This is a genomic window from Rhodococcus sp. ACT016 (assembly GCF_050477185.1).
In the GTDB taxonomy this organism is placed as follows: Bacteria; Actinomycetota; Actinomycetes; order Mycobacteriales; family Mycobacteriaceae; genus Prescottella.
In genome coordinates this window covers 2,236,731-2,263,707 of the sequence record NZ_JBEAET010000001.1, presented here as the reverse complement: position 1 = coordinate 2,263,707, position 26,977 = coordinate 2,236,731, and the positions used below count along the sequence as shown (strand labels likewise).

Here is a 26,977-nt window from a genome sequence, read left to right as displayed (position 1 = left end):
TGTGAAATTTGTTGCGGCAGGACCGATTTCAGTGTTCCACCAGGTAGTCCTCGAGCAGTGGGCCGATCTCGGCGAGCGCGCTCGGCTCGATCATCTGGTTGTGTTCGCAGTCGATCGTGAACTCGCGGATCCGCCCGGTGATCGCGGACTGCCACACCTGCGGTGAGTGTTCGGCGTCGAGCACCGCCTCGGTGCCGTCGCCGCGGCCCGCGGTGAAGAACAGCAGGTCGCCGTCGAACACGCCCGGCGAGTAGCGGTTCATGATCCGCGCCGAGGTGGTGAAGCCCTCGTTGATCCGCTTGAGATGCGCCGGCGTCAATCCCGTTTCCTGGCCCAGCGATTCGTTGAGCAGGTCGACGGCCTGCGCGTAGGTCAGTTCGCGGACGCCGCCGGACGACGGCAGGTCCAGGCCCAGTCCCTCGAGTAGTTCGACCACGCTGAGCGGACCGGGCTCCTCCTCGTCCTCGGTGAGGTAGCTGTCCATGATGGCGAGTGTGGCGACTTCGTCACCGGCACTGCGTAGTTCGACGGCCATCGCGTGTGCGATCACGCCACCGAGCGACCAGCCGAGCAGGTGGTAGGGGCCGTGCGGCTGGACGACGCGGATCTCCTCCACGTAGCGGTGCGCCAGCTGCTGGACCGAGTCGAAGTCCGGCCCGCCGCTGAGCAGCGGCAGCTGCAGCCCGTACGCGGGCCGGTCCTTGGCGAGGTACTGCACCAGGCCGGCGTAGCCCCACGACAGACCGATCCCCGGGTGTATGCAGAACAGCGGTGGACGTTCGCCGACCGGGCGCAGCGGGATCATCACGCCCAGGGCGTCGTCGACGGGCGATTCCCCGTGCCCGAGGTACCCGACGGGCAGGTCGATCCGCTTGGCCAGCCCGGACGGCGTCGGATCCAGGAACATCGTCTGCAGCGGGATCTGGCGGCCCAGGCGCGACTGCAGCTCGGACATGATGCGCGTCGCGATGATCGAGTTGCCGCCGAGGTCGAAGAAGCTGTCGTCGATGCCGACGTGCTCGATGCCCAGCACCTCCGCGAACACCTCGGTGACCGCGCGTTCCGTCGCCGTGGTCGGCGGCCGGAACTCGGTCGTGAGCGAGGTGAAGTCCGGCGTGGGCAGCGCCCGACGGTCGAGCTTGCCGACCGGGGTGAGCGGGATGTCGTCGAGCACCACGATCGCCGACGGCACCATGTGTGCGGGCAACTGGGCGGCCACGTGCGCCCGCAGATCCCGCGATTCGACGGCGTGGCCCTCCACCGGCCGGACGTACGACGCGAGGAGCGTGTCGCCCGACGGGCCGGTGTGGCCGAGGGTCGCGGCGAAGGTGACCGCCGGGTGCCGGGTGAGGACGGCGTCGATCTCGCCGAGCTCGATGCGGAAGCCGCGCACCTTGACCTGGAAGTCGGACCGGCCGATGTACTCGATGGTGTGGTCGGGCCGCCACCGGACCACGTCGCCGGTGCGGTACATCCGGGTGCCGGGTTCGCCGAACGGGTTGGCGACGAAGCGATCCGCGGTCAGGCCTGGGCGGTTGTGGTAGCCGCGGGCCAGGCCCGGACCAGAGATGTACAGCTCGCCCGGCACGCCGACCGGGACGGGCCGCAGCCGCCCGTCGAGCACGGCCTCACGGAACCCGATCGCGGGCCCGCCGATGTTGACGACCTCACCCGGCTGCATGGCCTCGCTGACGCTGGCCTGGATGGTCGTCTCGGTGGGGCCGTAGCCGTTGAACATCCGGCGTCCGGGCGCCCACTTGGCGACCAGTTCCGGCGGGCAGGCCTCGCCCGCGACCGCGAGGACCCGCAGCGCCTCGAGGCCCTCGTCCTCGATGGAGGCGAGCGCGGTCGGCGTGATGAAACCGTGGGTGACGCCCTCGCGGGAGAGCAGCTCGGTCAGTTCGGTGCCGCCGTACACGGTGGGCGGCACGATCACCAGGCGGGCGCCGGCACTGAACGCCATCATCATCTCGAACACCGAGGCGTCGAAGCTCGGGGACGCCAGATGCGAGACCCGCGACTGCGGGGTGACGGTGAAGCGGAGCCGCTCCTCCTCGGTGAGGTTCGCGATCCCGAGGTGGGTGACAATGACGCCCTTGGGCAGGCCCGTCGACCCCGACGTGTAGATCAGGTAGGCCGGATGCGCGAGGTGCAGCGCGGCGGTGCGGTCGGCGTCGGTGACCGGCGCCGCGGAGACCTCGGCCATGCGGTCGGCGAGTTCGCCGTCGTCGACCACCAGCCAGGGCACCGTGTCGGGCAGCCGTTCGCGCAGCGCCGCCGTCGTCAGGCCGACCCGCGTGCCCGAATCGGTGAGCATGTGGGCGATCCGTTCGGCCGGATAGTTCGGATCCACCGGGACGAACGCGGCGCCGGCCTTGGCGACGGCCCAGATGGACAGGATCTCCTCGATCGAGCGGGGCATGCCGAGCGCGACGAACGTCTCCGGCCCCACGCCACGGCCGGCGAGCACGCGGGCCAGACGGTTCGACTGCTCGTCGAGTTCGCGGTAGGTGAGGGTGCGGCCGAGGTAGGTGAGCCCGATCGCGTCCGGGTCGACCGCGGCGGCGCCGGTGAGCAGTTCGGGCCACACGTGCGGCGAGACGGCGATCTCACCGTCCGCCGGCGCGAGCTCGGACAGTTCTTCCGGGTCGAGGATCTCGATGTCGCCGACCGGGCGCGTCGGGTCGGTGGTGGCGGCCTCGAGGATCCGGAGGAACCGCTCTGCGAGGCTGCGGACGGTGCCCTCGTCGAACAGGTCGGTGGCGAAGTCGAGGGACGCGTTCATCCCGTTCGGCGACCCGTCCTCGGTGAACTCCTCGGCGAGGACGAGTTCGAGGTCCTCCTTCGCCACCTGGGCGTCGATGCCGAGGCCCTCGACGACGAGACCGGGCAGCTCGAGGCGTGGACGCTCATTGTTCTGGAACTCGATCGAGATCTGGAACAGGGGCGAATACGACGTCGAGCGCGGTGGGTTGATCTCTTCGACGATCCGCTCGAACGGGACCTCGGCGTGCCCGAACGCCGCCAGGTCGGATTCGCGGACCCGCCCGAGGATCTCGTCGAACGTGGCGCCGTGGTCGACGCGCGTCCGCAGTACCAGGGTGTTGACGAACATGCCGACGATGTCGTCGAGGTCGATTTCGCCGCGGCCGGCGATCGGGGTGCCGATCGCGATGTCGTCGGTGTCGGCGAGCCGCGCGAGCAGCGTCGCCAGCGCCGCATGGATCGCCATGAACATGCTCGCGCCGTGCCGGTGCGCGAGGGCGGCGATGCGGGCGTGCAGGTCGGCCGGGACCGCGAACTCGACGCGGCCGCCGTGGAACGACTGCTGGATCGGGCGCGGGCGATCGGTCGGCAGCTGGATGACGTCGGGCAGGCCGGCCAGTTCCCGGGTCCAGAAGTCGAGCTGGCGGCGCAGCAGCGAATCGGGGTCGGCGTCGGAGCCGAGCAGATCGTGCTGCCACAGCGTGAAGTCCGCGTACTGGACGGGCAGCGGCGCCCAGTGCGGGGCCGCGCCCGCGGCGCGCGCGGTGTACGCGGCCATGACGTCGCGCCCGAGGGGCGCCATCGAGTAGCCGTCGGCGCAGATGTGGTGCATCACGATCACCAGGACGTGTCGGTCGTCGCCGATGCGGATCAGTTGGGCGCGCACGGGCGGGGCGACGGTGACGTCGAAGCCGGCCGCCGCGAACGTCGCGAGGTGGTCGTGGAGTTCCTGCTCGTCGCGGATGGACACCGGGGTCAGGTCGATGAGGACCTCGCCGACCGGGAAGACCCGCTGCGTCGGCACCTGGTCGACGATCGGGTACGCGGTGCGCAGCGACTCGTGCCGTTGGAGCAGGTCGCCGACCGCGGCGTGCAATGCGTCGACGTCGAGGGCGCCGGTGAGCGTGACGGCCATCGGGATGTTGTAGGCGGCCGAGGCGGTGTCGAACTGGTTGATGAACCACATCCGCTGCTGCGCCAGGGACAGCGGGATCCGCTCCGGGCGCGAGCGCCGCACCAGTTCCGGTCGGCCGTACGCCGTCGACGTCTCGCGTTCGCGCGCGATCCACTGCGCGAGGCCGTGGATCGTGGGCGCCTCGAACAGTGCCCGCACCGGGATGTCCACGTCCAGGACGTTGCCGAGGCGGGTGGTGACCCGTGTCGCGATCAGCGAGTTGCCGCCGAGGTCGAAGAAGCTGTCCTCGATGCCGACGCGTTCCACGCCGAGGACCTCGGTGAAGATGTCCGACAGCGTGTACTCGAGTGGGTTGGTGGGGGCCCGGAACGCGCCGGTGTCGCCGGTGGCGAACGCGAACTGCGGGGCGGGCAGCGCCGACCGGTCGAGCTTGCCGACGGGGGTGAGCGGGATCTCGTCGAGCACCGTGATCGCGGCCGGCACCATGTGCGCGGGCAGGTGCGACGACAGCCGCTCGGTGAGCGCGCCCGGCTCGACCACCGCGCCGGCGTGCGGCACCACGTACGACGCGAGCACGGTGTCGCCGGCGGGGCCGGGCACCCCGAGGGTGACCGCGAGGCTCACGGAGGTGTCGGCCATGAGCGCGGCGTCGATCTCGCCGAGTTCGATGCGGAAGCCGCGGACCTTGACCTGGAAGTCGGTGCGGCCGACGTATTCGATCGTGTGGTCGGGGCGCCACCGGACGATGTCGCCGGTGCGGTACATCCGCTCCCCCGGCTTGCCGAACGGGTTGGCCACGAACCGTTCCGCCGACAGACCGGGACGTCGGTGGTAGCCGCGGGCGAGCCCGGTGCCGGCGATGTACAGCTCACCCGGGACACCGACCGGGACGGGCTGCAGGCGTCCGTCGAGGACCAGTTCGGCGACCCCGCGGATCGGTCCGCCGATCGTGATCGGGTCGCCGACGGTCATCGGGGCGCTGATGTTCGTCATGATGGTCGTCTCGGTCGGCCCGTACGCGTTGTGCAACCGCCGACCGGGCGCCCAGCGGGCCACCAGCTCGGGCGGGCACGCCTCGCCGCCGAACACGACCTCCGCGAACTCGTCGAGTCCGGTCGGGTCGACCGTCGCGAGCGCCGCGGTGGTGATGAACGCGTGCGTGACGTGCTCGTCCGCGATGAGCCGCGCCAGGTCGGGGCCGCCGAACACGGTGGGTTCGGCGATCACCATCGTCGCCCCCGGGCCGAACGCCTGCAGATACTCGAACACGGCGCCGTCGAAGCTCGGGGTGGCGAAGTGCAGGGTCCGGGACGTGGCGGTGGCGCCGAGCCGCTCGATCTGGTCGATCGCGAAGTTGTCGAGGCCCTGGTGGGTGACGACGACGCCCTTGGGGCGGCCCGTCGAGCCCGACGTGTAGACCACGTAGGCGGCGTGGTCGATGCCGAGCGGTGCGGTGCGGTCGGCGTCGGTGACCGGCGCGTCGGAGCTGGCATCGCACTCGGCGGTGAACGCGGGATCCTCCAGCGTCAACCAGGTGACGGTGTCCGGGAGCTGCTCCCGGTGCGCGGCGACGGTCAGCCCGAGCCCGGCCCCGGAGTCGGCCAGCATGTGCTCGATTCGCTCGAGCGGATAGTTCGGGTCGACGGGGACGAAAGCGGCACCGGTCTTCGCGACCGCCCACACCGCGAGCACCGACTCCACGGACCGCTGGATGCCCAGCGCCACATACGATTCCGGCCCCACGCCCTGGTCGATGAGCACGCGGGCGATCCGCGACGAGCGGGTGTCGAGTTCGCGGTAGCTGACCTCGCGGCCGGAGAAGGACACGGCGATCGCGTCGGGATCGCGGGCGGCGCCGTCGGTGAAGATCTCCGGCAGCGTCCGGACCGAGCCACCGGGTTCGCCGAGCACCGGCGCGAGTTCACGGCGTTCGGGCTCGGTGAGCAGATCCACCCGCGAGAGCGGCTGCTCGAGGTCGGCCAGGAGATGATCGAGCACCACGGTCACCCGGGTCGCGATCGACGCCGCCGTCTCGCGGTCGACGTACTGCGGGAAGTACTCGAACTTGAGGTTCAGCTGTTCGCCCACCGACGCGACCAGCGACAGCGGATAGTGCGCGGCGTCGCGGCCGGCGATCCCGGTGACCTTCATCCCGGCGATGTCGGTGTCCGCCGTCAGCGCGTTCCGATCGACCGGATAGGACTCGAACACCGTGAGCGTGTCGAAGGTGACGGCCGGCCCGGCGGCCCGCTGGATGTCGGCCAGCCCCAGGTAGTGGTGGTCGAGCAGGGCGGTCTGCTCCCGCTGGATGCGGTCGAGCAGGTCGCCGAGCGTCTCACCCGCATCGAGCGTGACCCGCACCGGGAGCGTGTTGATGAACAGGCCCACCATCGACTCGATGCCGGGGATCTGCGGCGGCCGGCCGGAGACCGTGCCGCCGAACACGACGTCGGTGCGGGCGGTCAACGCGCCCAGGACGATTCCCCACGCGGCCTGCACCAGCGTGTTCAGTGTGAGGCCGCGCTCGCGTACCAGTGCCCGCAGCGCGTCCGTGTCGGCGGCCGACACCGCGATCTCGAGTTCGTCGGTGCCGGTCGAGGTCTCCTCGACGCGCGCGGTCGACACCAGCAGGCTCGGCTCCTCGAGCCCGACCAGTGCGCGGCGCCACGCGTCGGTGGACGCGGTGACATCCTGCCGATCCATCCACGCGAGGTAGTCGCGGTACGGGTGCACCCGCGGCAGCATCGAGGCGTCGCCGTCGGTCGCGTACAGCGTCAGCAGATCGCGGATCACCAGCGGCGTCGACCAGCCGTCGAGCAGGATGTGGTGGTTCGTGACCACCAGGCGGTGCTCGCCGGCGCCCATGTCGACGAGCGTCATCCGGAATGCGGGTGCCAGCGTCAGGTCGAACTTGGTGAGCCGGTCCGCGAGGGTGAGCTCGGCGTAGCGGCGGTCGCGGGCGGCCGGATCGAGCCGGGACAGGTCGACCTCCGTCCACGGCAACTCGACGTGCTGCGGGATCACCTGGACGGCAGCGGTGTCCGGGGCCGCTCCGTCGGGTTGGACGAAGGCGGCGCGCAGGTTCGGGTGCCGGTCCAGCAGCGCCTGCCCGGCCCGCCACAGCCGGTCGGTGTCGACGACGCCGTTCAGCGTGAGGACGAGCTGGACCAGGTAGGCGTCGACCGACTCGTCCGAGAACATCGAGTGGAAGTGCAGCCCCGCCTGCAGCGGCGACAGCGACCACACGTCGGCGACGTTCGGGTACCGGTGCTCGAGCGTCTCGATCGCATGCTGGTCCAGCCGCACCAGATCCAGGTCGGACGGCGTGAGTCCGCCGGCGCCGGGGTGCTCGGCGTGCCGGGCCAGCGCCGACAGTGCCCGCACCCACAGGTCCGCCAGTTCGCCGGCGTCGACGGCGGTGAGGACACCGCGCGGGTAGGCCCACGTAGCGCGCAGGCGGGGGCCGTCGGTGGTCTCGTCGACGACCGCGTTGACGTCCAGGACGCTCGCGACCGGCATGGTGGCGCTCGGCGCCTCGTCGAGCTCGATGTCGCCCACCGGGAGCCAGTCGACGTTCGCGGCCTGCGCGGGTGCGCCGAGCCGTCCGAGGTAGTTGAAGCTGACCTGCGGCGTCGGCCGGTCGGCGAGGACCGGCGCGGTCTGCGGGTCGAGGTAGCGCAGCATCCCGTAGCCGATGCCGTGGTCGGGGATCGTGAGCAGCTGCTCCTTGACGGCCTTGACGGCGGCACCGGCGGCGGGGCCGGCGGCGAACGCGTCGTCGAGGTCGATCCCGGTCAGGTCCAGCCGGATCGGGAAGATCGTCGTGAACCAGCCGACGGTGCGGCCCAGGTCGGCGCCCGGCACCACCTGGTCCTCGCGGCCGTGTCCCTCGAGGTTGACCAGCGCGGCCGCGGTGTCGCTGCCGCGGGTGCGGCGCCAGCGGGTCAGCGCCATCGCGAGCGCCGCGAGGAGCCCGTCGTTGACGTTGCCGTGGAAGGCGTTGGGGACGGTGGTCAGCAGCGCGTCGGTGACGGCGGCGGGCAGCTCCACCGACACCTTGTCGACGGTGCCGTTGACGTCGATCTCGGGGTCGAGCGGCCGCGATCCGATGACCGGGTCGGGGACGTCGAGGGTGGCCCGCCACAGGTCGAGTTCGCGCTCCCGGCCGGGGGTGTCGCCGACGGCCGCGTCGGCGAGCCCGTGCGCCCAGCGCCGCATCGAGGTGCCGGTGGGCGCGAGTTCGGGGACGGCGCCGTCGACGATCTGCGACCACGCCGACGCCAGGTCCGGCACCAGGATGCGCCACGAGACGCCGTCGACCGCCAGGTGGTGGACCACCAGCAGCAGGCGTCCGCCCGCGGTGCCGGCGTCGAACCACACCGCCTGCACCACGATCCCGGACTCGGGGTCGAGCCGGCCGGCGGCCGCGTCGAGTTCCGCCTGCGCGACGTCGGTGAAGGCCGGGCCGTGCAGCGTGCCGACCGGGACGCGGGTGAGCAGGTCGGCGGCGGGCACCGTCCCGGCGGCCGGAACCTGCACACTCGGGTCGCCGGACCGGTCGAGGCGGGCGCGGAGCATGTCGTGGTGGTCCACGACGGCCTGCAGCGTCCGGGTCAGCTGGTCCTCGTCGATACCCGGCGGCAGTGTCAGCAGCGCGGTCTGGGTGTAGCGGCGGACGTCGCGGCCCCGGTCGAGTAGCCACCGCACGATCGGGGTCGCCGGGAATTCGCCGACCCCGCCGCCAGGCAGCTCCTCGAGCCGGACGGCCGCCTGCCCGCCGGCGGCCTCGGCGACCGCCGCCAGGCCCGCGACGGTCCGGTGCTCGAACACGTCGCGCGGCGAGAACTGCAGGCCCGCGGCCTTCGCCCGCGACACCAGCTGGATCGACATGATGCTGTCGCCGCCGAGCGCGAAGAACGAGTCGTCGACGCCCACGGCGTCGAGCCCGAGCACCTCGGCGAACAGGTCGGCGAGCGCGCGTTCGGCGTCGGTCTGCGGTTCGCGGCCGGCGGTGGCGCGCATCCCGAAGTCCGGCTCGGGCAGCGCCTTGCGGTCCAGCTTGCCGTTCGCGGTCAGCGGCAGCTCGTCGAGCACCACCAGCGCGGCCGGCACCATGTACGACGTCAGCTCGCCGCCCACGTGGTCGAGCACCGCCTGCGGGTCGAGCTCGGTGCCGCCCTGCTCGCGGACGACGTAGCCGACCAGGCGGGCGGGGCCGTGCGGCTCCTCGCGCACGGTGACCACCGCCTGCGCGACGCCGGGGAAGCCGAGCAGGGCGGACTCGATCTCGCCGAGCTCGATGCGGAACCCGCGGATCTTGACCTGGAAGTCGCTGCGGCCCAGGTATTCGAGTTGGCCGGCGCGGTTCCACCGGGCCAGGTCGCCGGTGCGGTACATCCGCGCGCCGGGCGCCCCGAACGGGTCGGCGACGAACCGGCCCGACGTGAGCGCGGCCCGCCCGAGGTAGCCGCCGGTGACCTGGTCGCCGGCCACGTACATCTCGCCGGTCACCCCCGGCGGCACCGGGTGCAGGCGTTCGTCGAGGACCGTGACCCGCAGCCCGGGGATCGCGCGCCCGACGACGCTGGCGTTGGCCGCGGCCGCGAATGCGCGGTCGAGTCCGAGCCGGGTGACGTGCACCGTGGTCTCGGTGATGCCGTACATGTTGACCAGCCGCGGCGCGTCCTCGGCGTGCCGCGCGTACCAGCGGCCGAGCTGACCGAGGTCCAGGGCCTCGCCGCCGAAGATCACGTACCGGAGTGCGAGATCGGTGTCGTACGACGAGGATTCGCCCGCGATCCGGTCCGCCTCGGCGAGCTGGTAGAACGCGGTGGGGGTCTGGTTGAGCACCGTGACGCGCTCGGTGTGCAGCAGGTCGAGGAACATCTCCGGCGAGCGGGCCGTGTAGAAGTCGACCACGACGAGGCGCCCGCCGTGCAGCAGCGGACCCCACAGCTCCCACACCGAGAAGTCGAAGGCGTACGAGTGGAACATCGTCCACACGTCGGTGTCGTCGAACCCGAACGTCTCGGCGGTGTTCTCGAACAGCGTCAGCACGTTGTGGTGCGTGACCTGCACGCCCTTCGGCCGGCCGGTCGACCCGGAGGTGTAGATGACGTACGCGACGTCGTCCGGGCGCAGCGGCGCGCGGCGGTCGGTGTCGGTGACCGGGCCGCCGGGCAGCGCCGCCACCGCCGCGGCCACGTCGTCCGCGTCGAGGCGGACGAGCGGCACCCCGGCGTCGGGGACCGCGTCGGCGTCGGCCACGGTGGTCAGCACGCACACCGGCGCGGAGTCCTCGAGCATGAACGCGAGCCGCTCGGGCGGGTACGTCACATCCAGCGGCAGATAGCCGGCACCGGCCTTGACCACCGCGAGCAGCGCGACGACCAGCTCCGCCGACCGCGGCAACGCGACCGCGACCAGCGACTCCGGGCCCACGCCCAGCGCCGCCAGGTGGCGGGCGAGGCGGTTGGTGCGGGCGTCGAGTTCGGCGTAGGTGAGGGTCTCCCCGCCGAACGTGACGGCGTCGGCGTCGGCGAACCGCGCGGTGGCGTCGGCCAGCCGGCCGGCGAGGGTCGTCGCCGGGGCGCGGCGTCCGGCGGCGTTCCACTCGCGCAGCAGCGTGGCGCGCTCGCCGGCCGTGGTGATCGCGGCGTCGCCGAGCGGCCGGGCGGGGTCGGCGGTCAGCTCGTCGAGGAGGCGGACGAACCGCGCTCCCAGGTCGCGGACGGTCTCGGCGTCGAACAGATCGGTGGCGTAGGTGAACGCGGCGGTCATCCCCGCCGGGACACCGTCCGGGTCGTGGCGTTCGGCGAGGGTGAGCTGCAGGTCGAACTTGGCGACCGCGAGTTCGGCGTCGACCGGTTCGGCGGTCAACCCGGGCAGCTCGAGCCGCGGCAGCTCGTTGTTCTGGAACTCGAGCATCACCTGGAACAGCGGTGCGTGCGCGGTCGACCGCTCCGGCGCGAGCACGTCCACCAACCGCTCGAACGGAAGGTCCGCGTTCCCGAAGGCGGCCAGGTCGAACTCGCGGGTGCGGGCGAGCAGCTCACCGAAGCCGGCGGCCGCGTCGACCTGCGACCGCAGCACCAGGGTGTTGACGAACATGCCCACCAGGCCGTCGAGTTCGGCCTCGCCGCGGCCCGCGATCGGGGTGCCGATCGCGATGTCGTCCGATCCGCTGAGCCGGGCCAGCAGCGCCGCCAGCGCGGCGTGCGCGGCCATGAACATCGTCGCGCCCTCGCGGCGGGCGAGCGCGGCGAGCGATCGGTGCGCGCCGGCCGGGATCTCGAACTGCACGCGGGCACCGGCGAAACTCAGCTGTGTCGGGCGGGGCCGGTCGGTGGGCAGCGAGATCGCCTCCGGCAGGCCGGCCAGCCCGGCGGTCCAGAACGCCAGCTGTCGGCTCACCAGCGACGCGGGATCGTCCTCCGAGCCCAGGACTTCGCGCTGCCACGCCGCGAAGTCCGCGTACTGCACCGGCAACGGAGCCCACTGCGGCAGGTGCCCGCCGGTGCGTGCCATGTACGCGGTCATCACGTCCCGGGCCAGCGGCGCCATCGAGAAGCCGTCGGCACAGATGTGGTGCACGACGATCGCCAGCACGTGCTCGGCCGGCCCGAGCCGCAGCAGTTGCGCGCGCACCGGCACCGCGGTGGTCACGTCGAAGCCGCCGGAGATCAGCGCCGCGACCCGCGGCGCCACCTCCTCGGGCGGGACGTCGAGCACGGTCAGGTCGGGTGCGGCCTCCGCGGCCGGCACGGTGACCTGCTCCGGTTCACCGCCGGTCGGGTCACCGGACGGCATCGAAGCCGTGGACGGCACCGCCGTCGTCGCCATCGGGAAGTACGTGCGCAGCGACTCGTGCCGCTCCAGCACGTCGCCGACGGCGGCACGCAATGCCGCCGGATCGAGGTCGCCGGTCAGCCGGACTGCGAGCGGGATGTTGTAGGCGGCCGATTCGGTGTCGAACTGGTTGATGAACCACATGCGCTTCTGCGCCAACGACAACGGCACACGGGTCGGCCGCGCGACCGGGACGAGCGGCGGCCGGGTCGGTTCGGTCGCGCTCTCGCGCGCGACCCAGCGTGCCAGTTCGTGCGCGGTCGGCGCCTCGAACAGCGCCCGCACGCCGACGTCGATGCCCAGCGCAGCGGCGAGTCGCGCGGCCACGCGGGTGGCGATCAGGGAATTGCCACCGAGGTCGAAGAAGCCGTCGTCGATGCCGATCCGTTCCAGGCCGAGCACCTCGGCGAAGACGTCGACGATCGTCTGCTCGGTGGGATTGGTCGCGGCCCGGAACGCGGTGGCGGACGGCAGGAACTCCGGGTCCGGCAGCGCCCTGCGGTCGAGCTTGCCGATCGGGGTGAGCGGGATCTCGTCGAGGATCATGATGCTCGCCGGAACCATGTGCGCGGGAAGCCGTTCGGCGACGTAGTCGCGCAGCTCCCCCGGCTCCGGTCGGGCGTCGGCGGTGGGCAGCAGATACGTCACCAGCGCGGTGTCCCCGGTGGGGCCGGGTCGGCCGACGGTGACCGCGAACCGGACGTCGGGGTGGTCGCCGAACGCGTTGTCGATGTCGCCGAGTTCGATGCGGAAGCCGCGGATCTTGACCTGGAAGTCGCTGCGGCCGATGTACTCGATCGCGTGCTCGGCACCGACGCGCACGATGTCGCCGGTGCGGTACATCCGCTCGCCGGGCGCGCCGTGCGGGTTGGCGACGAATCGCTCGGCGGTCAGCCCGGGGCGCCGGTGGTAGCCGCGGGCCACGCTGGGCCCGGTGATGTAGAGCTCGCCCAGGACTCCGGCAGGGACCGGCCGCAGACTCGCATCGAGGACCAGTTCGCTTTCGCCGCGGACGGGTGCGCCGATCATCACCGTCTCCCCCGTCACCAGCGGCGAGCTGATGTTGGCCAGGATGGTCGCCTCGGTCGGGCCGTACCCGTTGTAGAAGCGGCGCTCGTGCGCCCAGCGCGCGACCAGTTCCGGCTGGACCGCCTCGCCGCCGACTACCACTTCGGTGAACTCGTCGAGGCCGGTCGGGTCGATCGTGGCCGCGGCGGCCGCCGTGATCCACGCGTGCGTGACGTGCTGATCGCGGATCAGCCGGGCCAATTCGGCGCCACCATACATGGTGGGCGGTGCGATCACCATCGTCGCGCCGGCGGCGAACGCGATCAGGTAGTCGAGAACGGCGGCGTCGAAGCTCGGGGTCGAGAAGTGCAGCGTCCGCGACGTCGGCTGCGTCGAGAAGCGGGTGAGGCACTCGTCCGCGAGGTTGTCGATGCCGGTGTGGGTGACGACGACGCCCTTCGGGCGTCCGGTGGTGCCGGAGGTGTAGATCATGTACGCCGGGTGTTGCAGGTGCAGCGGGGCCCGCCGGTCGGCGTCGGTGATCGGCGCAGCCGACAGGACGGCGCAGCGGTCCGCCAGGCCCGGGTCGTCGAGAACCGTCCACGGCACTGTGTCGGGCAGCCGGTCACGGGCGACGGCGACGGTGAGCCCGACGGCGGCCCCGGAGTCCTCGAGCATGAACACCACGCGGTCTGCGGGGTAGTTCGGGTCCACCGGCACGAACGCCGCACCGGCCTTCGTCACCGCCAACACCGCCGTCACCGACTCAATCGAGCGCGGAATACCCAGCGCGACAATCGATTCCGGCCCGACATGCTCCCCGATCAGGAGACGGGCCAGGCGGTTGGAGCGTTCGTCGAGCTCGCGGTAGGTAACCTCGACGTCGCCGAACACGAGGGCGGCGGCGTCGGGATCGGCGGCCACGGCGTCGGCGAACAGATCGGGCAGGGTGCGCACCGACCGGCCGGGCCGCCCGCGCAGCGGCACCAGGTCCGCCCACTCGTCGTCGGACAGCAACCGCAACCGCGCGAGCGGGCACTGCGGGTCGTCGACGATGTCGGTGAGGATCCGGGCGACACGCCGCGCCAGGGCCTGCACGTCACCGCGGTCGAACAGCTCGGGCAGGTACTCGAGCTTCATCCGCAGCCGGTCGTCGGCGTTCGCGATGAGCGTGATCGGGTAGTGCGCCGCGTCCATGCCGTCGTGGATGCGCACCAGGCGCAACCCGGCGATGTCGGTGTCCTCGACGGCCGTGCGGTCGACGGGGTACGACTCGAACACCGTCAGCGTGTCGAACCCGAGGGCGGAGCCGACGGCGTCCTGGATCTCGGTCAGGCCCACGTGGTGGTGATCGAGCAGGCCGGCCTGCTCGGCCTGCACCCGCCGCAGCAACTCGCCGACGGTTTCGCGCGAATCGAGCCGCACCCGCACCGGCAGCGTGTTGATGAACAGCCCGACCATGGACTCGATGCCCGGGATGTGCGGCGGCCGCCCGGAGACCGTGCCCCCGAAGACGACGTCGTCGTGGCCGGTCAGCGCGCCGAGTACGATCGCCCACGCCGTCTGCACCATCGTGTTGAGGGTGACGCCGCACTGCCGCCCGAGCGAGGTCAGCCGGGTGGTGAGCGCCGGATCCAGCGACATCTCGACCGCGTCCGGGACCGTGGACTGCTCGCGGCCGCGGTCGAGCGGCGCGAGCAGCGTCGGCTCCTCCAGACCGGCGAGCGCGTCGACCCACGCCTGCATCGACGCGGCGGAGTCCTGCTCGGCGATCCACCTCAGGTAGTCGCGGTACGGCTGGACCCGCGGCAATGCGGTCGCGTCGCCGTCGGTGGCGTACAGCGTCAGCAGTTCCTGCATCATCAGCGGTGTCGACCACCCGTCGAGCAGGATGTGGTGGTTGGTCAGGACCAGCCGGTGCTCGTCGGGGCCGGTGCGCACCAGCGTGAAGCGGATCAGCGGTGCGCTGGTCACGTCGAACTGGCGGGCCCGGTCCTCGGCGAGCAGCCGCGTGATCGCCGCGGCGCGTTCCGGTTCGTCGAGTTCGGAGAGGTCGACGTCGGTCCACGGCAACGTCACCGCATCCTGGACCACCTGCACCGCCGCGCCGTCGGCGCTGTGCACGAACGCGGCCCGCAGGTTCGGGTGCCGGTCCAGCATCGCCTGCCCGGCGCGGCGGAGCCGTCCGGGGTCGGCGCCGCGGACGTCGAGCATCATCTGCACCATGTACGAGTCGACGGACCGGTCGGCGAGCAGCGCGTGGAACAGCAGACCCGACTGCAGCGGGGACAGCGACCACACGTCGGTCAGGTCCGGGAAGCGCTGCTCGAGGTCCTCGATCTCGCGCTGGTCCAGCGCGACCAGGTCCAGATCCGACGGGGTCGCACCGCCCGCGCCGGGCCGGGACACGTGCCGCGCCAGGGCGATCAGTGCCTCGGACCACAGCCCCGCCAGTTCCTCGACCTCGTCCACCCCGAGCACCCCGGACGGGAAGCCCCACGTGGCGCGGATGCGCGAGCCGTCGACGCCGTCGGTGGTGACCGCGTTGATGTCGAGCACCGACGCCACCGGCAGGTCCGCGTCCTGCAGGATGCCCAGGTCCGCGTCGTCGGTCGGTACCCAGCCCGCGTCGCGCTGGTCGTCGGGTACCGCCGAGGTGAGCCGGCCGAGGTAGTTGAAGCTGACCTGCGGGGTCGGCAGATCGCGCAGAGCCCGGCCTCCGTCGGCGCCCTCGCCGTCGAGGTAGCGCAGCATGCCGAAGCCGATGCCGTGGTCGGGAACGGCCAGCAGCTGTTCCTTGACCGCCTTGATCGCCGCGCCCGCGCCGCGGCCGCCGGTGAACGCGTCGTCGATGTCGACGCCGGTCAGGTCGAGCCGGATCGGGAACAGCGTGGTGAACCAGCCGACGGTCCGCGAGAGGTCGGCCCCTGGAAGCACCCGGTCCTCGCGGCCGTGCCCCTCGAGGGTGACGAGGGCGTCGGTCCGGTCCGCGTCGACGTCGATCCCGCGATCGCGGCGCCACCGCACCAGCGCGAGGGTCAGCGCCGTCAGCAGCCCGTCGTTCACCGAGCCGCGGAAGGCGTCCGGGACGGTCGTCAGCAGCGCCTCGGTGACGTCCGGGGACATCTCGACGGTGACGGAGTCGACGGTCGCGGCGACGTCGACGGCCGGGTCGAGCGGGCGCGCCCCCAGCAGCGGGTCGTCGCCCGCGAGCACCTCCCGCCAGTGTTCGAGTTCGTCGCGACGCTGCGGGGCGGCGTCCACGAGCCCGTGCGCCCACCGGCGCATCGAGGTGCCGACCGGCGCCAGCTCGGGCCGCTCCCCCGCGGCGATCTGCGCCCACGCCGTCGCGAGATCGGGCACCAGGATCCGCCATGAGACACCGTCGATCACCAGGTGGTGCACGACGACCAGCAGCCGACCGCCGTCGGCGCGCGAGTCCAGCCACACCAGCTGGACCATCTCCCCGGCAGCGGGATCGAGGCGGTCCTCGGCGGCGTCGAGTTCGGCGCGTACGACGTCGACGAACGCGTCGGTGCCGGGCACCGCGTCGAGCTCCACCCGGCGGATCAGGCACTCGGCGTACACCGTGCCGGGTGCGGGCACCGTCATCCGGTGCTCGCCGGGCCGGATGCGGGCCCGGAGCATGTCGTGCCGGTCGAGGACGGCCTGCAGGGCTCCGGCGAGGGTGGCCTCGTCGAGATCGGCGGGCGCGGTGAGCAGGGCCGCCTGCGAGAACCGGTCGTGGTGGCCGCCGCGGCCCTGCAGCCAGCGGGCGACCGGGAGCAGCGGCACGTCGCCGGTCCCGCCGCCGTCGAGTTCGGCGAGCACCGCCGCTTCCGCGCCGGCCTGCGCGACAGCCGCGAGCGCCACCACCGTCTTGTGGTCGAACACGTCGCGCGGCGAGAAGTGCAGGCCGGCCGCCTTGGCCCGCGACACCAGCTGGATCGACATGATGCTGTCGCCGCCGAGCGCGAAGAACGAGTCGTCGACCCCGACGGCGTCGAGCCCGAGCACCTCGGCGAACAGGTCGGCGAGCACCCGCTCCCGCTCGGTGCGCGGTGCGCGTCCGGTCGCCGCGCGGGCCCCGAAGTCGGGTGCGGGCAGCGCCTTCAGGTCGATCTTGCCGGCCGGGCCGAGCGGCAGCGCGTCGAGGACCATCACCGCGGACGGCACCATGTACGACGCGAGGAACGTGCCGACGAACGCGGTGATCGCGGCCGGGTCGAGCGCGGCGGTGCTCTCGCCGTCCTCGGGAACCACGTATCCGACGAGCCGGCTCGCGGGACCGGACCCGTCGACGGCGACCACCGCGCGCGCGACCCCGGGGTATCGGCGCAGCGCCGACTCGATCTCGCCGAGCTCGATGCGGAACCCGCGGATCTTGACCTGGAAGTCGGTGCGGCCCAGGTACTCGAGCTGGCCCGAGCCGTTCCAGCGGACCAGGTCGCCGGTGCGGTACATGCGGCTGCCGGCCGCGCCGAACGGGTTCGCCACGAACCGTTCCCCGGTGGTGCCGGGTCGCTCGTGGTAGCCGCGGGCCAGGGCGGTGCCGAGGATGTACAGCTCGCCCGGCACCCCGCCGGGCACCGGATGCAGCCGGGCGTCGAGCACCACGAGGCTCGTGCCCATCGGCGGCCGGCCGATCGTCACCGGCACGCCCACCGCGAGCGGCTCGCTGACGGCCGCGACGACGGTGGACTCGGTGGGCCCGTACGCGTTGAACATGCGGCGGCCGGGCGCCCACTGCGCCACCAGTTCCGGCGGGCACGCCTCGCCGCCGGTGACGACGCACTCGAGCCGGTGCAGCCCGGACGGGTCCACCGATGCCAGCGCCGCGGGGGTCACGAACGCGTGCGTGACGTCGTGCTCGCGGAGCAGCTCGCGCAGTTCGTCGCCGCCGAGCACGGTCGGCGGGGCGACGACCATGGTGGCGCCCGCGCCGATCGCGAGGAGCAGTTCGAGGATCGACGCATCGAAGCTCGGCGACGAGAAGTGCAGTGTGCGCGAGTGCGGGGTCACCCCGAACCGGGTGCGTTCCTCGGCCGCGAAGTTCGCCAGACCGCGGTGCGAGACCACCACGCCCTTCGGGGTGCCCGTCGACCCGGACGTGTAGATCAGGTAGGCGGGGTCGTCGAGCCGCAGCGGGCGCACCCGGTCGGCGTCGGTGACCGCGCCGGCGGCCTCGCGTCGGACCAGCGCACGGACCTCGTCGCTGTCGAGCACCACCCACGGGGTCGACGCCGGCAGGGTGTCGCGGTGCGCGGTCGCGGTGATGCCCACGACGGCACCGGAATCGGTGAGCATGTGCTCGATCCGGTCGGCCGGGTAGTTCGGGTCCACCGGCACGAACGCCGCCCCGGTCTTGGCGACCGCCCACGTCGCGGTCACCGATTCGACCGAGCGGGCCAGCGCGAGCGCCACCACCGATTCGGGCCCGACGCCGCGCCCGATCAGCATCCGCGCCAGGCGATCCGATCGGGTGTCGAGCTCGCGGTAGGACACGGTGGTGCCGTCGAACACCACCGCGGCGGCGTCGGGGTCGACCACCGCGGCGGCCGCGAGCAGCTCGGGCAGGGTGCGGGCGGGCACCCCGGCGCCGCCGCTCACCGGCGCCAGGTCCGCGCGCTCGGGCGTGGTGAGCAGGTCGATGTCGCCGACCCGGGTCGCCGGATCGGTCGTGACCGCCTGCAGCACTGCGGTGAACCGTTCGGCCAGGCGCGCGACGGTGGTCCGGTCGAACAGGTCGGTGGCGTAGGTGAATCCGGCTGCGATGCCGGCGGGTTCACCGGACTCGGCGAACTCCTCGGTGAGCGTCAGCTGCAGATCGAAGTTGGCGATCGCGGCGCCGGTGTCGACGACCGTGACCGTCAGGCCGGGCAGCTCGAGCCGCGGCTGGTCGGTGTTGCGGAACTCGAGCATCACCTGGAACAGCGGCGAGTGTGCGGTCGAGCGCTCCGGGGCGAGGGCGTCCACCAATCGTTCGAAGGGCAGGTCGGCGTGGTGGAACGCGTCGAGGTCGGTGTCCCGGACGCCGTCGAGCAGCTCGGCGAACGACGCCGCCGGATCGAACCGGCTCCGCAGCACGAGCGTGTTGACGAACATGCCCACCAGCTCGTCGAGCGCGGCCTCACCGCGACCGGCGATGGGGGTGCCGACCGCGACGTCGTCGGTGTCGCCGAGCCGGGCCAACAGCGCGGCCACGGCCGCGTGGACCGCCATGAACACCGTCGAGTGGTGCCGGTGTGCGATCGCCACCAGGCGCCGGTGCGCGTCGGCGTCGATGCGGAACGCGTGCTGGGCCCCGCGCATCGAGCGGCGGGCGGGTCGCGGGCGGTCGGTCGGCAGTTCCAGCACCTCGGGCAGCCCGTCGAGGGCACCCGCCCAGTAGTCCAACTGGGTGGAGAGCACGCTGTCGGCGTCGTCGGTGTCGCCGAGCACCCGCTGCTGCCACAGCGTGTAGTCGGCGTACTGCACCGGCAGCGGGTGCCACTGCGGGGCCTGTCCCTCCACGCGGGCGACGTAGGCGCTCATCACGTCCCGCGTCAGCGGCGCGAGCGAGAAGCCGTCCGCGCAGATGTGGTGCACGACGATCACGAGCACATGCGCCCGCGGCCCCATCCGCAGCAGCATCGACCGGACCGGCGGGGCGACCGTCACGTCGAAGCCCTCGCCCGCGAACTCCGCGATCCGCTCCGGGGCCTCGACCTCGGTCGCCGCGACCGGTTCGAGGTCGGGGGCGACGGCGGCGGTCGGCACGATCACCTGGGTGGGCTCGCCGTCGACCATCGGGAACCGGGTGCGAAGCGACTCGTGCCGACCGAGGACGTCGGCGATCGCGGCGCGCAGCGCACCGCGGTCGAGGTCCCCGTCGAGGCGCACCGGCAGCACCACGTTGTAGGCGGGCGAGGCGGTGTCGAATTGGTTGATGAACCACATGCGCTTCTGCGCCAGCGACACCGGCACGATCGGCGGGCGTTCCGTCGCGGCCAGAGCGGGCTGATCGGCGCCGTGGGCGCCCGCCGCCTCGATCCGCATCGCGAGCGCGGCCACCGTCGGGGTGTCGAAGACCTCCCGCACCCCGACCCGGGTGTCGAGGGCCGCGTTCACGCGGGCGACCAGGCGGGTCGCGGTCAGCGAGTTGCCGCCGAGGTCGAAGAAGCTGTCGTACACGCCGACCCGCGGCGCGCCGACCAGTTCCGTGAAGATCCCGGCCAGAATCTCCTCCACCGGGTTGCGTGGTGCCACGAATTCGGCTTCGGTGGAACGGAACTCGGGTTCGGGCAGCGACCGCCGGTCGAGCTTGCCGGTCGCGCCCAGGGGGAACTCGTCGAGGATCATGATCTGCGACGGCACCATGTACGCGGGCAGCGACGCACCGACCGCGTCCCGCAGCGCGGCCGGGTCGACGTCGGCGCCGGGCTCGGCGATCACGTAGCCGATGAGTGCCTCCCCGACAATCTCGTCACGCCGGGCGACGACCACCGCCTGCGCCACCCCGGGCCGGTCGAGCAGCGCGGCTTCCACCTCGCCCAGCTCGATCCGCAGGCCGCGCAGTTTGACCTGGAAGTCGGAGCGGCCCAGGTAGTCGAGCGCGTAGTCGAGTCCGCCGGATCGCCGCCACCGGACGACGTCGCCGGTGCGGTACATCCGCGCCCCCGGCGCGCCGAACGGGTCGGCGACGAACCGATCCGCCGTCAGGTCGGGCCGGCCGACGTAGCCGCGGGCCAACTGGGCGCCGGCGAGGTACAGCTCTCCGGGCACGCCCGCCGGGACCGGGTGCAGCCGTGAATCGAGCACGTACACCCGGGTGTTCCACACGGGCGCGCCGATCGGGACCGACACCGTGTCGGTGTCGGTGTACGGGCGGTAGGTCACGTCGACGGCGGCCTCGGTGGGCCCGTACAGGTTGTGCAGCCGCGCACCCGAGGACGCGGCGAACTCGGTGAACGCGGCCGCGGTCGGCGGCGGGAGCGCCTCGCCGCTGCAGAACACCGTCCGCAGCGACCGGCACTGCTCGGCGTCGGCGCCGACGACGAACGCCGCGAGCATCGACGGCACGAAGTGCGCGACCGTGACGCGGCGGTCGGCGATCAGCTGCGACAGGTATGCGGGATCGCGGTGGCCGTCCGGGACGGCGATCGCGAGGCCGGCGCCGGTCTGCAACGGCCAGAAGAACTCCCACACCGACACGTCGAACGTCGCCGGCGTCTTCTGCACCACCACGTCCGACGCCGTCAGCGCGTACTCGGCCTGCATCCAGGCGAGACGGTTGACGATCGCGGCGTGGCTGACGGCGACGCCCTTGGGGCGGCCCGTCGATCCGGACGTGTAGATCACGTAGGCGGTGTCGGCGCCGCGCAGCACGCCGCGGCGTTCACCGGGGCGGATCGGCCCGTCGTCGTGCCCGCTGACGTCGAGGCGGTCGATCTCGAGCACCTCGACGCCGTCGGGCAGCCGGCCGTGGTCGCGCCGGGTGGTCAGCACGCACACCGGTTCGGCGCTGCCGAGCACGTATTCGGTGCGGGCGTACGGGTGGTCGGGGTCGAGCGGGACGTACGCGCCGCCGGCCTCGACCACCGCATACATCCCGACCAGCAGGTCGAGGGAGCGGCGCATCGACAGCGCCACGCGGGATTCGGGGCCCACCCCGCGCGCGATCAACTCGCGGGCCAGTCGGTGCACGCGGGACGCGAACTGCGCATACGTGAGTTCGTCGTCGCCGAACGTGAGCGCCACGGCGTGCGGGGTCCGGCGCACCTGTGCGTCGAACAGGTCCGCGAGCGTGGCGGCGGGCACGTCGTGCCCGGTGGCGTTCCATTCCTCCAGGACCAGTTCGCGCTCGCCGTCGACGAGCACGTCGATGTCGCCGACGCGGACGGCAGGGTCGACGATGACCGACTCGAGGACACGGACGAACCGGTCGGCGAACGCCGCGACGGTGTCCTCGTCGAACAGGTCGGTCGCGTACGAGAACGTGGCCTCGATGGGACCCGGGCGCCCCTCCTCGTCCGCGGTCTCGGTGAGGATCAGCTGTAGGTCGAATTTCGCTGTCGCGGTGTCGATCTCGTCCACCTCGACGGTCAGGCCGGGCAGCTCGATCCGGTTCCGGTCGTCGCCCTGGAGCACCAGCATCACCTGGAACAGCGGCGAGTACGCGCCCGAGCGGGGCGGGTCGAGCACCTCCACCAGCCGTTCGAACGGCAGATCGGTGTTGCCGAGCGCGGCCAGATCGGTAGTCCGGGTCCGCGCCAGCAGGTCGTTGAAAGTCGACTCCGGTTCGACGAGGCTGCGCAGCACGATGGTGCCCGCGAACATGCCGATCAGGTCGTCGAGTTCGGCCTCGCCACGCCCCGACACCGGCGATCCCACCGAGATGTCCGACGAGCCGCTCAGACGCGCCAGCAGCACCGCGAGGGAGGCGTGCAGCATCATGAACAGGCTCGCCTCGTGGTCACCGGCGACGTCGAGGAGCCGACGGTGCAGGTGCGACGCGATGGTGAACTCCACCGATCCGCCCCGCATCGACTGCTGCGGCGGTCGCGGTCGATCGGTCGGCAGTTCCAGCAGGTCCGGCGCGCCGACCAGTTCGTCGCGCCAGAAGTCGAGCTGGCGCGCGATGACGCTGTGCGGATCGTCCTCCGCGCCGAGCAACTCCCGCTGCCACAGCGAGTAGTCGGTGTACTGGACCGCCAGCGGCGACCATTCCGGTGCGGCGCCGGCGGCACGGGCACCGTAGGCGAGCATGACGTCGCGGGCCAGCGGGGCCATCGACAGCCCGTCGGCCGCGATGTGGTGCACGACCAGCGTGAGCACGTGCTGCTGCGGACCCAACCGCCACAGGTTCGCGCGCACCGGCGGCTCGGCCGTCACGTCGAACCCGGCCGTGGCGGACGCGCGCATGCCGGCCGCCAGCTCCTCTTCGGTCACCTCGACCGGGTCGAGGCCGACGGTGACCGCTGTGGCGGGCAGCACCGACTGGATCGGTCCGTCGGCGGTGTTGGGAAAGACGGTGCGCAGCGACTCGTGGCGTTCGAGCACGTCGCCGATCGCCGCCTCCATCGCCGGCACGTCGAGGTCGCCGGTCAGTCGTACCGCGATCGGGATGTTGTAGGCGGCGGACGCCGTGTCGAACTGGTTGACGAACCACATCCGTTGCTGTGACAGCGACACCGGCACCGGTCCGGTGTGCTCGCGCGGCACCAGCGGCGGCCGCGCCCCGTGCCCGGGACCGGCGGCCTCGACACGGGCACTCAGCTCGCCGACCGTCGGCGCCTCGAAGAGGTCGAGGACACCGAGTTCGGTGCCGAGGGTGGCGTTGATCCTGGCGACGATGCGGGTGGCGGTCAGCGAGTTGCCGCCCAGGTCGAAGAAGCTGTCGGTGGTACCGATCCGTTCGACGCCGAGCAGCTCGGCGAACACCCCGGCGATCTTCTTCTCGTCGAGCGTCGCGGGCGCCCGGAATTCCCCGGCGCCGATGTCGAATCGGGGCTCCGGCAGCGACCGCCGGTCCAGCTTGCCGGCGGGGGTCAGCGGCAGCGAATCGAGCACGACGACGCTCGCCGGCACCATGTGCGGCGGCAGCACGTCGGCGACGTGCGCGATGACGTCGGCGCCGAGCCGATTACCGGCACCGCCGGTGTGTCGACTGCCGGCACCGCCGGCGTGCAGGTCCTGCTTCGTGTCCGGCTGGACGTACGCGACCAGCAGCGTGTCGCCCGACGGTCCGACGAAGCCGGTCGCGAGCGCGAACCCGACCTCGGGGTGCGCCCGCAGTGCCGATTCCACCTCGCCGAGCTCGATGCGGTAGCCGCGGATCTTGATCTGGAAGTCGGTGCGGCCCAAATACTCCAGCTGGCCGCCGCGCGTCCAGCGGACGAGGTCGCCGGTGCGGTACATCCGTTCGCCGGATGCCCCGAACGGGTTGGGGACGAACCGCTCGGCGGTGATGCCGGCGCGGTCGTGGTAGCCGCGGGCGAGACCGTCGCCGTAGACATACAGCTCGCCGGCCACCCCCACCGGCACCGGGCGCAGCCGGCCGTCGAGCACCAGCGCGCCGATCCCGAGCGGCGGGCTGCCGATCGTGACGTCGCGGCCCACCTCGAGCTGCGACGACACGCTCGACACCACCGTCGCCTCGGTGGGGCCGTACGCGTTGAACATTCGGTGCCGCGGCGCCCACTGCTCCACCAGATGCGGCGGGCACGCCTCGCCGCCGGTGACGACGCACTCGAGGTCGGTGAGCGCGACCGGGTCGACCGAGCCGAGCGCGGCCGGCGTGACGAAGGCGTGGGTGACCCGCTCGAGGCGCAGCAGCTGGGTCAGCTCGGCGCCGCCGTAGATCGTCGGCGGCGCGATCACCATCGTGGCGCCGGCCCCGAACGCGAGCATCAGCTCGAGCACCGACGCGTCGAAGCTCGGCGACGAGAAGTGCAGCGTGCGCGACACGGGGCCCACCCGGTAGCGGGTGCGTTCGTCCTCGGCGAAGTTGGCCAGCCCACGGTGGGTGACCGCGACGCCCTTCGGTGTACCGGTCGAACCGGACGTGTAGATGAGGTACGCGGGGTTCTCGATCCGCACGGCCCCGATTCGGTCGGCGTCGGTGACCGCACCGCCGGACCACTGCCGCACCTGCTCGGCGGAGCCGGGCGCATCGAGCACCAGCGTGGGGACCGTATCGGCCACCGCGTCGGCGTGCGCCGCGACCGTGAGCGCGAGGATCGCACCGGAATCGGTGAGCATGTGCTCGATCCGGTCGGCCGGGTAGTTCGGGTCCACCGGCACGAACGCCGCGCCGGTCTTCGCGACCGCCCACACCGACGTCACCGACTCGAGCGACCGGGGCATCGACAGTGCCACCACCGTCTCCGGCCCCACCCCGCGGGCGATCAGCATGCGGGCGAGGCGATTCGACTGCTCGTCGAGTTCGCGGTAGCTCACCTCGCGGCCCTCGTACGACAGCGCAGGCCGGTCGGGATCGCGCTGTGCGGCCGAGCCCAGCAGGTCCGCCAGGGTGCGCGGGGCCACCCCGTCACCGCCCCACACCCCGGACAGGGCGCGCCGCTCGTCCTCGGCGAGGAGTTCGAGGTCGGCGACGGCGGCGGCGGCGTCGGCGAGCACCGCGTCGAGGACCCGCACGTAGCGTCCCGCCAGCTCCTCGACGGTCTCGTGGTCGAACATGTCCGTCGCGTACGTGAACGCGGCGTCCATGCCGGCGGGCACGTGGTCGCCGGAGCCGTTGCCGGCGAAGCGTTCCTCGATCGACAGGCGCAGGTCGAGTGCCGAGATGTCGGGACCGGCGTCGGTGCCGCGGACGACCAGCCCGTCGTCCTCCAGATGCGGATTGCGGCCGTCGACGAATTCGAGCATCACCTGGAACAGCGGCGAGTGCGCGTTCTCCCGGGTGCGGTCGAGCGCCTCCACGATCTGCGCGAACGGTGTCTCGGCGTGCCGGAACGCGTCGAGGTCCGCGTTGCACACCTCGGTGAGCAGGTCGTCGAACGTCACCCCCGAGCGCAGCCGGGTGCGCAGCGCCAGCGTGTTGACGAACGACCCCGACGCGCCGAGTCCGACGACGGGCGTGCCGACCGCGACGTCGTCGACGTCGGCGAGCCGGGCCAGCAGCACCACCAGTGCGGCATGGACCGCGGTGAACGCCGTGCAACCGCGCTCGTGTGCCATCTCCACCAGCGCCCGATGCGTCTCCGGTGGGATCGCGAAGTCGACGCGTCCGCCGTCGAGCGCCCGCCGCGCCGGCCGGGGCCGGTCGGACGGCAGCGACAGGATGTCCGGCAGCCCGTCCAGTTCCCGGGACCAGAACTCGAGCTGCGCGGCGGTCCGCAACAGCCGGGCGCCGACGACCGAGCTCTCGGCGTGGATGTCGGCGACGCGGGTCTGCGGGGCCGCGAGCACGAACTCCTCCACCAGTTCGAGGAACCGGCGGTGGTGGGTGCGCAGCTCCTCCTCGCCGTACCGGTTGGGGTTTGCCCGGAATTCGACGAATGTCCTTGCCGGACTGCCACTCTGGAAGAAGTTGATGAGCAGGTCCTCGACCGGGCCGGACGTGACGATGTGGTACTCGCCCTCCATCGGGCCCAGTGTCATCTTCTGGTGGAAGAGCATCACGTTGACCATCGGCCCGGCCAGCCCGCGCGCCGTCCCGGTGAGCCCGGCGTCCCGGCGGATGTCCTCGATGCTGCAGCGCTGGTGCCGCAGCGCACCCATCAGTTCGAGTTGGATCCGACCCACGACGTCGGCGACGGTGTCGTTCGGCAGCACGGTGACCCGCAGCGGCGCCACGTTGACCAGCATGCCGCCCGAGCGCTGCAGCGGGGCCGTCGTCCGGGCCGAGACCGGCATGTTGGCCAGCACGTCGGTGCGGCCGGTCATCCTGGCGAGATAGCACGCGAAGGCCCCGATCAGGACCGCTGCGGGCGTGGCCTCGAAGCGGCGGTCGCTGGAGTCGAGCGCCTCGATCACGGTGGCGGGCAGCGGGGCACTCGCGAGCCGGCTGACGGCGGCGGCGGGGCCGTCGGTCTCGGCGAGGGTCGAGCCGGCCTCGATGCCGGCGATGTGGTCGGCCCAGTACTCGCGGTCGGCCTGGAATCGGCTGGATGCCCGATACTTCCGGTCGATCTCGAGCAGCTCACGGAGGTCGAGGGCCCGATTGGGTTCGGGTTCGCGATGTTCGACCGCCGCGGTGTAGAGCGCGGCCATGCGATTCGCCAGCGTCATACCGCTGTACCCGTCGAGCGCGACATGGTGAATTCTCGTGTACCACAAGTAGTCTCGGTCGCCCACGCGCAGGATCGAGAAGTCGATCAGTCGCTCGCGGGTGAGATCGATCGGGACCGAATAGTCGTGGTCCATCCACTCGTGCGCGGCCGCCATCGGATCGGGGCGATCGCGCAGGTCCACCAGGCGCATCGAGGTGTCGGTCTCCGGATCGATCAGCTGCCACGGCTCGCCGTCGACGTCGATCAGCCGCACGTACGGCGACTGGAACTCCTCGGCGACGGTCAGCGCGCAGCGATGGAGCAGGTCGACGTCGAGATCGCCGTGCAGGGCCACGTACTGGGCGATGAATATGGGGACGCCCGGTGTGAGCTGCTGCGCGAACCACATACTCCGCTGGGCCGAGGAAAGCGGGAATGCCTCGGCGGGAAGATTCGGAGTATCGGAACCGTGAGTGTTCGGTTCCCGAGATCCTGACATCTTCAT

Annotated in this window: 1 protein-coding gene; it reads right to left on the bottom strand. The window is 72.2% G+C overall.

From position 1 onward, the window contains the following. Positions 1–28: 28 nt before the first annotated feature. Complete coding sequence (locus tag ACQ5DX_RS10465; protein ID WP_430332561.1) at positions 29–26,977, bottom strand: non-ribosomal peptide synthase/polyketide synthase; 26,949 nt, start codon at positions 26,975–26,977, stop codon at positions 29–31.